This window comes from Bradyrhizobium sp. (assembly GCF_016462955.1).
Taxonomy (GTDB): Bacteria; Pseudomonadota; Alphaproteobacteria; order Rhizobiales; family Xanthobacteraceae; genus Bradyrhizobium.
Map to the genome: position 1 here is coordinate 1 of NZ_JAEMSD010000046.1, position 9,666 is coordinate 9,666.

The 9,666-nt window shown below is 65.8% G+C and carries 12 protein-coding genes and 1 pseudogene; 7 read left to right on the top strand and 6 right to left on the bottom strand.

The genetic code is table 11. From position 1 onward, the window contains the following. Positions 1 to 778 (top strand): carbon-nitrogen hydrolase family protein (locus tag JHD07_RS07825; RefSeq protein ID WP_291620693.1); only part of this gene is annotated, 778 nt, incomplete at its 5' end. A gap of 34 nt (positions 779 to 812) precedes the next feature. On the opposite strand, the gene JHD07_RS07830 is transcribed toward JHD07_RS07825, so the two are convergent. After that, on the bottom strand, positions 813 to 1,451 hold the full coding sequence (locus JHD07_RS07830; RefSeq protein ID WP_291620695.1) for an HAD family hydrolase: 639 nt from the start codon (positions 1,449 to 1,451) through the stop codon (positions 813 to 815). Between the two features lie 88 nt (positions 1,452 to 1,539). On the opposite strand from JHD07_RS07830, the gene JHD07_RS07835 reads away from it, so the two are divergent. The 4 genes from JHD07_RS07835 to tsaA all read left to right on the top strand — a co-directional run bounded on the left by JHD07_RS07835 (position 1,540) and on the right by tsaA (position 4,348). Next, positions 1,540 to 2,493: a lytic transglycosylase domain-containing protein gene (locus JHD07_RS07835; RefSeq protein WP_291620697.1), complete on the top strand. Its 954-nt coding sequence runs from the start codon at positions 1,540 to 1,542 to the stop codon at positions 2,491 to 2,493. Between the two features lie 243 nt (positions 2,494 to 2,736). After that, complete coding sequence (locus JHD07_RS07840) at positions 2,737 to 3,477, top strand: AzlC family ABC transporter permease (RefSeq protein ID WP_291620699.1); 741 nt, start codon at positions 2,737 to 2,739, stop codon at positions 3,475 to 3,477. Then, positions 3,474 to 3,824 (top strand): AzlD domain-containing protein, encoded by a 351-nt coding sequence (locus JHD07_RS07845; protein ID WP_291620701.1) that lies wholly within the window; start codon positions 3,474 to 3,476, stop codon positions 3,822 to 3,824. Before JHD07_RS07840 ends, JHD07_RS07845 begins: the two co-directional genes overlap by 4 nt. A 32-nt stretch (positions 3,825 to 3,856) precedes the next feature. Further along, positions 3,857 to 4,348: a tRNA (N6-threonylcarbamoyladenosine(37)-N6)-methyltransferase TrmO gene (gene tsaA / locus JHD07_RS07850; protein WP_291620703.1), complete on the top strand. Its 492-nt coding sequence runs from the start codon at positions 3,857 to 3,859 to the stop codon at positions 4,346 to 4,348. Positions 4,349 to 4,353: 5 nt separating this feature from the next. Here tsaA and JHD07_RS07855 read toward each other — a convergent pair whose 3' ends face one another. The 4 genes from JHD07_RS07855 to JHD07_RS07870 all read right to left on the bottom strand — a co-directional run bounded on the left by JHD07_RS07855 (position 4,354) and on the right by JHD07_RS07870 (position 7,495). Next, positions 4,354 to 4,779 carry an HIT family protein gene (locus JHD07_RS07855; protein WP_291620705.1) on the bottom strand — a complete coding sequence of 142 codons (426 nt, stop codon included), beginning with the start codon at positions 4,777 to 4,779 and terminating at the stop codon, positions 4,354 to 4,356. Between the two features lie 53 nt (positions 4,780 to 4,832). Continuing rightward, on the bottom strand, positions 4,833 to 6,074 hold the full coding sequence (locus tag JHD07_RS07860) for a GNAT family N-acetyltransferase (RefSeq protein ID WP_291620707.1): 1,242 nt from the start codon (positions 6,072 to 6,074) through the stop codon (positions 4,833 to 4,835). A gap of 200 nt (positions 6,075 to 6,274) precedes the next feature. Continuing rightward, entirely contained in the window at positions 6,275 to 7,021 is a 747-nt protein-coding gene (locus JHD07_RS07865; RefSeq protein ID WP_291620709.1) for a glycerophosphodiester phosphodiesterase, read from the bottom strand. 6 nt (positions 7,022 to 7,027) lie between these two features. Then, on the bottom strand, positions 7,028 to 7,495 hold the full coding sequence (locus JHD07_RS07870) for a RidA family protein (RefSeq protein ID WP_291620710.1): 468 nt from the start codon (positions 7,493 to 7,495) through the stop codon (positions 7,028 to 7,030). 205 nt (positions 7,496 to 7,700) lie between these two features. On the opposite strand from JHD07_RS07870, the gene JHD07_RS07875 reads away from it, so the two are divergent. Both JHD07_RS07875 and JHD07_RS07880 read left to right on the top strand, forming a co-directional pair. Next, entirely contained in the window at positions 7,701 to 8,546 is an 846-nt protein-coding gene (locus tag JHD07_RS07875) for a cell envelope integrity EipB family protein (protein WP_291620711.1), read from the top strand. A 216-nt stretch (positions 8,547 to 8,762) separates the two neighbouring features. Further along, the gene (locus tag JHD07_RS07880; protein ID WP_291620713.1) at positions 8,763 to 9,164 is read left to right on the top strand and encodes a RidA family protein; all 402 of its coding nucleotides are present in this window, start codon (positions 8,763 to 8,765) and stop codon (positions 9,162 to 9,164) included. A gap of 51 nt (positions 9,165 to 9,215) precedes the next feature. Here JHD07_RS07880 and JHD07_RS07885 read toward each other — a convergent pair. Further along, positions 9,216 to 9,666 (bottom strand): annotated as a pseudogene (locus JHD07_RS07885) (DNA polymerase IV); the annotation flags it as partial.

Consider the following 9,666-nt stretch of genomic DNA (forward strand, 5'->3'; position numbering starts at 1 on the left):
GTCCTATGACAGCCCTCAGGCCGAACGGCTGCGCGATGCCGTGCGCAAGGCTGGGCTCACCGCCGTGATCGGCCTGTCCGAGCGCGACGGCGGCAGCCTCTATCTGGCGCAATGGCTGATCGGGCCAGACGGCGAGACGATTGCAAAGCGCCGCAAGCTGCGGCCGACCCACGCCGAGCGCACGGTCTACGGCGAGGGCGACGGCAGCGACCTTGCCGTGCATGCGCGGCCCGACATCGGTCGTTTGGGGGCGCTGTGCTGCTGGGAGCATCTCCAGCCGTTGTCGAAATACGCGATGTATGCCCAGAACGAGCAGGTGCACGTCGCGGCATGGCCGAGCTTCTCGCTCTACGATCCCTTCGCGCCGGCGCTCGGCGCGGAGGTCAACAACGCCGCCTCGCGCGTCTATGCCGTGGAGGGCTCCTGCTTCGTGCTGGCGCCTTGCGCGACGGTGTCGCAGGCCATGATTGACGAGCTCTGCGATCGGCCCGACAAGCACGCGCTGTTGCATGCCGGTGGCGGCTTTGCCGCGATCTACGGCCCCGACGGCAGCCAGATCGGCGACAAGCTGGCGCCGGATCAGGAGGGCCTGCTGGTTGCCGAGATCGATCTCGGCGCTATCGGCGTTGCCAAGAACGCGGCAGATCCCGCTGGCCATTATTCGCGGCCGGACGTGACGCGGCTGCTGCTCAACAAGAAGCGGTACCATCGCGTCGAGCAATTTGCGTTACCGGTCGATACCGTCGAGCAGGCGGAAACGGCCGCGGCTGCGAACTGATCACCAAGCGCGAGGGCGGACCTGCCGTTCGCCGCTATGCCACGCAATGGCCGAGCAGCTCCGGATGCGCGGCGCAGATGTGATGCGCGCCGGCATCGCGTAGCTCGGCCTCGCTGCCGTAGCCGTAGAGGACGCCGATGGCGGTCATGCCGTTGGTGCGGGCGCCGACCACGTCATGGCTGCGGTCGCCGATCATGATCGCGCTGGCAGCATCGACCCTGGTCTCGTCGAGCGCATAGCGGAGCAGGTCGCGCTTGTCGACGCGCGTGCCGTCGAGCTCGGAGCCGAACACGCGCTCGAAATACGGCTCGAGGCCGAAATGATCGACGATGCGCGTGGCGTAGACCGCGGGCTTGCTGGTCGCCCCGAACATGCGCTGACGTGTCGCTGCGAGCGACGACAACGTTTCCGCAATCCCGCTGTAAGCCTCGTTCTCGAAAAGGCCGATGTCGCTGAAGCGCTCGCGATAGAGCAGGAGCGCGCGATCCGCGAGCTCATCGGTTCCGGTCAGCTTTCGAAGGCTCGCAAGCAGCGGAGGGCCGATGCACCAGGTCAGTTCGTCCTCGCTGGGGACGGGAACGTGGAGCCGTTCCAGAGCATATTGGATTGAGCGGGTGATCCCCGGCTTGGGGTTGGTCAGAGTGCCGTCGAGATCAAAAAAGATTGTCACCATCGGGCGCGACCTGCGTTGATACTGCCGTTCGTTGCTAGATAGCTGGGGTTCCAAGTCAAGGTCCGATTTGTTCTGTTACGTCGATGCCATGCGAATAGCTCGGGTTATCGCTGTCTTGTGCCACGTCTTCGTGCTTTCGCCGGCGGCTGCGGAGGAGACGCCGGCCGTCGCCGCGCCAGCGAAAGCCGAGGAACCTGCGAAGCCGGCCGAGAAACCTAACGAGGGGCGCGAGAGCGATACGCGGGAGTCGATCTGCCTGATCGTGGAGGCGGCCGCGCGCGACAACAACCTGCCGTTGGAATTTTTCGCGCGCGTCATCTGGCAGGAAAGCCGTTTCCAGGCCGATGCCGTCGGGCCCATGACGCGCAGCGGCGAACATGCGCGGGGCATCGCGCAGTTCATGCCGGGCACCGCCAGCGAGCGCGGGCTGCTCGATCCCTTCAATCCGGTGCAGGCCTTGCCGAAATCGGCCGAATTCCTGAACGAGCTGCGCCACCAGTTCGGCAATCTCGGCCTGGCGGCCGCCGCCTACAATGCGGGGCCGCGCCGGGTCCAGGAATGGCTCGCCGGCACCGGTGGAATGCCGGAGCAAACCCGCAACTACGTCTACGCCATCACCGGCACCAGCATCGACTCCTGGGCCAAGGCGGGCGCGACCGGCAAGGGGCCGCCGAGCTCGCCGCCGACGGGCTGCCGCGACCTGATGGCGCTCTTGAAGCGCGCGCCGAACCCGTTCGTGGCCGAGCTCGAGCAGCATGTCGAGCTTGCCGCCGCAAAGACCTGGGGCGTTCAGCTCGCCGCCGGCTTCGACCGCAACAGGGCGCTGGCGATGTACTCCCGTGCCGTGACGAAACTGAGCACCGTCATCGGCGAGCGCGATCCGAGCCTGCTCTCTTCGGTCATGCGCAGCCGCGGCACGCGCGCATTCTACCAGGTGCGTATCGGAGCCGACACGCGCGCCGAGGCCGACGATCTGTGCAACCGCATCCGCAAGGCGGGCGGTGCGTGCTTCGTGCTGAAGAACCGGGGTGTGGCGGGGTAGGATGAGCTGTCATTCCGGGGCGCGACGAAGTCGCGAACTATGGTGCGCAATTGCGCACCTGAGAATCCATCGTGCAACGATCTCTGCGGCCTGATGGATTCCGGGTTCGCGCCAAGTGGCGCGCCCCGGAATGACGACGGTGGGCCCGGGTGTCACGCATGCCAGCCCCGCCGCGCCCTTCCTTGACGCGCGCCGCCGTCTTGCCCGTTATGCAGGCCCGATTCCTCACCGGCCAAATCTCCCGTGGCGCTTCCTCCACTCGATTCACCGCAATGGCAAAGTCCTTGGCGCGCGTTTGCCTGGGGGCTGCGCTCGATCACGCAGACGATCCTCACCATCGTGCTGTTCGTGACTTATCTCGGTATCGGCGCGCTGGCCCACGACACCCATTTCAGCCTGCTCTGGACGTTGTGCTCGACGCTGTTCGTCTGGGCGGGGCCGGCGCAGATCATCCTGATCACCACGCTCGGTTCGGGCGCCACGCTGATCCAATCGGCGATCGCGGTGACCGTGAGCGCGATCCGCCTGTTTCCGATGGTCGTCTCCGTGCTGCCGCTGATGCGCACGCCGACGACCAAGCGGCGCGAGCTGATCTTCGCCGCGCATCTCACCGCGGTGACGCTGTGGGTCGAATGCCATCGCTTCCTGCCGCAGGTACCGCGCGAGCGGCGGATCGCCTTCGTCCACGGGCTCGGCTGCGGCCTCGTTTCGGTGTGCCTCGTCGCGAACACGGTCGGCTATTTCCTCGCCGCCAACCTGACGCAGACGCTGGGTGCGGCGATCCTGCTGCTGACGCCGCTATCGTTCCTGTTCTCGACGGCGCGCAACAGCCGCGAGGTTGCCGATGTCGTCGCGCTCGTGCTGGGCATCGTGCTCTATCCGCTGGCGGCCATGATGAACTCCGGCCTCGATATCCTTGTCAGGGGGGTCCTGGCCGGCACGATCGCCTATGGCGTGCATTGGTGGCGGGAGGTGCGCGCATGAGCTTTGCGCAAGCGATCGGGGACTGGCATGCGCTCGCCGTGCTCTTCGTCGCCGGTGTCATTTCCAACCAGATCTGGCGCATGCTGGGCCTGTGGTTCGGGGGCGGGATCGACGAGGGCTCCGAGCTGCTGGTCTGGGTGAGGGCGGTCGCAACGGCGATCCTGGCCGGCGTCATCGCCCAGATCGTGGTCCAGCCGCCAGGGGCGCTTGCCACTGTACCTGACGTGCTGCGCTATGGCGCGGTCGCTGCCGGGCTCGTCGTCTTCCTCCTGACCCGCCGCTCGATCTTCGCGGGCGTGGTCACGGGGGAAGTCTTCATGCTGGCCGGCAAATGGTGGTTGGGTTAAAACCGCGGGCGAACAGCCAGGAAAGAGGACATATGGCTCGCGAACAGGACCTGCGCGAGGGCGAGGTCGCCATCGAGCTGCCGCCGGCGCAGGACGCCGGTCTCGTCTTTATCGGCCGGATCCGCACCCCCTGGACGTCGCGGCTGGAGACGCCGCGGCAGGGGCGGCAGGATGGCCCGATCTGCCGGCTCGAGATCTTCGAGCCGTTCGTGCCCGCGATCAAGGGCGTCGATTTCTACAGCAATCTCGAAGTGCTCTACTGGCTCGACCAGTCGCGCCGCGACATCATCCTGCAAAGTCCGAAGAACAACGAGAAGACCCGCGGCACGTTCTCGCTGCGCTCCCCGGTGCGGCCCAACCCGATCGGCACGTCGATCGTGAAGCTGGTCGGCATCGAGGGCAACGCGGTCCTTGTGCGTGGGCTCGATTGCCTCGACAACACACCGCTGATCGATCTCAAGCCCGACCGCTGCGAGTTCACGCCGCTGGCCGCGCCGCAGAAGGGCGATCTCGAGACGAGTTGATAGGGCTACCCCTTCAACGCCGCAATCAGCTTCGCCGCATGCTCCTGCAGCACCTTGTCGTCTTCCTTGCGGCTCGCCGGCGGCAGCATGGCGACACCGTCGTGGCGGGGCATCACGTGCATGTGCAGGTGAAACACCACCTGTCCCCCGGCCGGCTCGTTGAACTGCTGCACGGTGATGCCGTCGGCGTCGAACGCCTTCATCGCGGCCGTCGCGATCTTGTGGGCGCCGCGGGCGACATGAGCGTAATCGTCCGGCTTGATGTCTAGGATGTTGCGAGCGGGAGCCTTCGGGATCACCAGGGTGTGGCCGGGTACGCGCGGCATGATGTCGAGGAAGGCGAAGACGTGCTCGTCCTCGTAGACCTTGTGGCAGGGCAGCTCGCCGCGCAGGATTTTCGCGAAGATGTTGTTGGTGTCGTAGGCGGTCATGGCGGCGGTTCCTCGAACGATTTGCGCTTACTGTCACCAGCCGTGGCGAGGCGTCAAGGCGTCTCGTCGGCCCCTTTGCGGAACGGGCCGAGCTCGGCGAGCTCTCGTCCGGCCTCCGCGACATAGGCGCGCTCGCGCTTGAGGTAATCGTCGATGGCACGGCGCAGGCCGGGGTCGGCGATGAAGTGGGCGGAATGCGTGGTGCGCGGCAGGTAGCCGCGCGCGATCTTGTGCTCGCCCTGCGCGCCGGCCTCGACGTGCCCGAGGCCCCGTTTGATGGCGAAGTCGATCGCCTGATAATAGCAGACCTCGAAATGCAGGAACGGATGGTGCTCGACCGCGCCCCAGTTGCGGCCGAACAGCGTGTCCGAGCCGATGAAATTGATCGCGCCAGCGATCCAGCGATCGTTGCGGCGGGCCATCACCAGCAGCACGTCCTCGCTCATGGTTTCGCCGATCAGCGAGAAGAACTCGCGCGTCAGGTAAGGCCGGCCCCATTTGCGCGAGCCGGTCTCCATGTAGAAGTCGAAGAACGCATCCCAGGCGTCCTCGGTGATGTCCTTGCCCGTAAGCCAATGGATGGTGATGCCGGGGGCGAGCGCATCGCGCCGCTCGCGCTTGATCGACTTGCGGTGGCGCGAGTTCAGCGTGCTGAGGAAATCGTCGAAGCTCGCAAAGCCCTCATTGCGCCAGTGGAACTGCTGATCGGTGCGCTGGAGAAAGCCGTGCTGGGCGAGCAGCTTCCATTCGGCCTCGCGCGCGAAGGTGACATGCACGGATGAGGCTTTGCTGACGCCGCACAGCGCGATGAGGCCGCTCGCCAGCGCGTCCATGATGCGCTCGCGGTCGACGCCGTCGCGGACCAGCAGCCGCGGACCCGTCGCCGGGGTGAAGGGAACCGAGACCTGGAGCTTTGGATAATAGCGTCCGCCGGCGCGCTCATAAGCGTCCGCCCAGCCCCGGTCGAAGACGTACTCGCCTTGCGAATGCGATTTCAGATAGCAGGGCACCACGCCGGCAACGCGGCCGTTGAGCTTGGCCACGAGATGGCGTGGCCCCCAGCCGGTGCGAATGGTCGCTGAACCCGATTTCTCAACGGCAGAAAGAAAGGCGTGGGAGACGAAGGGGTTATAGCCGGGATTTGAGAGGTCGAGGGAGCCGCCTGGAAGGACAGATGAGGTTCCGTTGCCAGCCCCCTTGCACCGCCCCCCGGGATTGGCGCAGGCGTCCCAATCCTCCGCGGACACGTCGCCAATCGAAGGTACGGCCTCGAGCGTGATTTCGGATGATGCCATCGTGCCCCAAGATCGTGCATTGCAGCAGCGAGTTCAAGGGGTGGGGAAACACAGCTCTCGTGCCTCGGACCCAGCGCAGCGCTCCTCCAGAGGTCCGCTGCAGAGCCGGGACCCATGTGGCAGCGGGCTCGCGGACAGATGGGTCCCGGCTCTGCGCCGCAACGCTGAAGCGCTGCAGCTTGTCCGGGACACGCGAGGTGCTACGGCACGAACCCCTCGAAGATCATCTGGTCCGCATACTGCCCAACCCGCATCCGCTGCTCCGGCGTGCGCACCGTCCAACCGAGCAGGGGGCAGCCGAAGAGGTTGCGGGCGATCCAGGGTGCGGGAGCCGGGAGGTGGTCGACCTTGAAGGCGATGAAGTGCGGCTGGGTCTGCAGGCCATGGCGCAGGTAAAGCATGCTGTCGCGCTGGGCCTTGGTCAGCCCCGCCCAATAATCGTCCTCATAGGTCCGCTGGGCGACGATGCCGCGCGGGCGCGAGGGCAACAGCTCGCGCAACGCCAGCACCTGGTCGGGATCGAACGACATGCCGACGGCGGGGCCGTCGTAGGACGCCAGCACCTCGGCCATCCGCTTCACAAGCTTGCGGTCTCCGGCAAAATGGCTCTTCACCTCGATGACCAGCGGCACGCGGCCGGCGACAATGGTGCAGAGGTCGGACAGCGACATCATCCGCTCGCCGGTGTCCTTGAACCTGACGGCTCTCAGCTCCGCGGCGGTCTTCGAAACCACCTCTCCGGTGGCCTCCGTGAGGCGGCCCAGGGCATGGTCGTGATGCACCATGGCCTCGCCGTCGGACGAGAGCTGGATGTCGACCTCGATGGCGAAATTGCCTGCGATCGCCGCCTGCACGGCGCCCGGCATGTTCTCGACGATGCCGCGCGAAATGTCGTGCAGGCCGCGATGGGCGACCGGCCGGGCTGTCAGCCAATCCGGAGCGCGCATTTGGCGTCAGGCGACCTCGAACACGCCTTCGACCTCGACCGCCGCGTCCGCAGGCAACGAGGCGACCCCGACGGTGGTCCGGGCATGTCGGCCCTTGTCCCCAAAGGCCGCGACCATCAGGTCGGAGGCACCGTTCAGAACCTTCGGCCCGTCCAGGAAGTCCGGCGCCGAGTTGATGAAGCCGCCGAGGCGCACCACCCGCACGACCTTGTCGAGGTCGCCGAGCGCCGCCTTGACTTGCGCCAGCAGGTTCACCGCGCAGCCGCGCGCGGCCGCCGCACCTTCTGCGATGGAGACGCCAGCGCCCAGCTTGCCCTTGGCGATCAGCTTGCCGGCGGGGTCGAAGCAGACCTGGCCAGAGACGAACAGCAAATTGCCGGTGCGTACGAACGGGACGTAATTGGCAACGGGGGTGGGGGCCTCATGTAGCTTGATACCCTGTTCCGCCAGTTTCTGCTCGACCGTGCCCGCCATGTTCGACCTCATTGTCCCGAAATTCGCCCGTCCGGTGCCGTTTCGGTACCGCTGCCGGGCGCGCCTGTTTCGCCCATTGTGCCGCCACATGCAAGGAAGGGCCGGAGGTTCAATGGCACGGGGCAAATTTACGTGAAATGGTCTCAGTTGCGACGCAATGGGACGGTCATTAAAATGTCGAATCTGCGCTCCCCAAGGATGAGACATGGTGCACCTTTTCCGGACTTCGCTCGGTGTCATGGCGCTCGCGGCGGCCACGGTTGGCCTTGGCGGCGTGGCCCCGGCGGCCAACGGTCCGTTCCTTCCGCACCAGGCGCTCTACGACCTCAGCCTCGTGAAATCGCGCTCCAACTCGGTCAATAGCGCCCGCGGCCGTATCCTCTACAATTTCACGGGGAATGCCTGCGAAGGCTATACCTCCGAATTCCGCCAGGTCTCCGAGCTCGACAGCGGCGAGGGCAAGGTTACGCTCAGCGACCTCCGCTCCAATTCCTGGGAGGATGCCGCCGGCAAGAGCTACCGATTCAAGATCGAGACCCGCATGAACGAGGCGGATGCCGGCCGAGTCGATGGCTCGGCCGAGCGCGACGGCGACCACATCAACGTCAAGCTGAAGCTGCCGGCGCCGAAGACCTTCACCCTCGACGGCAAAATCGTGTTCCCGACCGAGCAGATCCAGCGCATCATCGCCGCCGCAAGGGAGGGCAAGTCGCTGCTGGAGCTCTCCGTCTACGACGGCTCCGACGACGGCCAGAAGGTCTACAACACGCTGACCGTGATCGGCCAGCCGATCCCCGCCGACCGCGCCACTTCGTCGGATCCGTCGACCGCAGACGAGCACATGAGGTCGCTCAAGCGCTGGCCGGTCACCGTCAGCTATTTCGATCGCGACGCCCAGCAGAAAGAGGGCGAGCAAACGCCGGTCTACGCGATGGCGTTCGAGCTCTACGAGAACGGCGTGTCGCGCCAGCTCGTGCTCGACTACAACGACTTCGTCATTTCCGGCGCGATGGGCAAGTTCGACGTCAAGGACAGCAAGCCCTGTAATTGAGGGCTATGCTCTCTCCTCGCGAGCAGCGCCGTAGGGTGGGCAAAGCGTAGCGTGCCCACGCATTCTCTCGACGATCATTGTTAGATGGTGGGCACGGCGCAAGGGCGCTTTTGCCCACCCTACAAGATCCTTCTTCGCCGCTTCACCGTGACGGACTAGCTCTTGTCATCATCCCCGGCTACGCTCTGTCTAACCACAAACTCCGGGAGCCAGCCCATGCCCAAGCTCGACCATCTCCGTCCCAGCGGCCTGCATCACAATCCCGCCTATTCCCACGTCGTCACCGCCACGGGCGCGCGCACGATCTACATTTCCGGGCAGGTCTCGACCGACGAGGAGGGACGGATCGTCGGCGAGGGCGATATCGCCGCGCAGACGACGCAGGTGATGCAGAATCTCGGCCACGCGCTGAAGGCAGCCGGAGCAACCTACGCCAACATCGTCAAGATCACGACCTTCGTGGTGAACTACAAGCCGGAGCTGCGCCCGATCATCGGCAAGGCTCGCTCGGCCTTCTTCGAAGGCATGGAGCCGCCGGCCTCGACGCTGGTCGGCGTCTCCGCGCTGGCCGCGCCGGAATGGCTGATCGAGATCGAGGCGATCGCGGTCGCGGATTGAGCTGTTGCGCGGCCACGGCGGCGGCGCGGAACGACGCCCTCTCGTGACGCATCATTCCTGCGCCTTCTCCGGGCCCTCATAGGCGATGCCGCGGATCACCGCGGCGCTGCCGAACTTCTTGCGCAGGCTGTCCACCGCACGTTCGGCGTGGGCGGCGCGGCGATCCAGCATGTCGGTGTCGTCGGCAGGCGAGCCGTCGCGTAGCGCGCTGACGCCGGCGCCCATCAGACGGAAGGCGGTGCCGTCGATCTCCTTTGCCAGCATCTCGCGGCAGATCGAGAAGATCTTTGCGGCAAGCTGCGTCGGCGCTGCGATCGATTGCGAGCGCGTGCGCTGCCGGAAATCGGCGGTCTTCAATTTCAACGTGACGGTAGAGCCGGCGAGGGCGCTGCTCTTGAGCCGGGACGAGGTTTTTTCGCAGAGCCGCCACAAAATCTTCTCCAGCGTCGCGAAGTCGCGGATGTCGGTCTCGAAGGTGGTCTCGCTGGAAATCGTTTTGGCG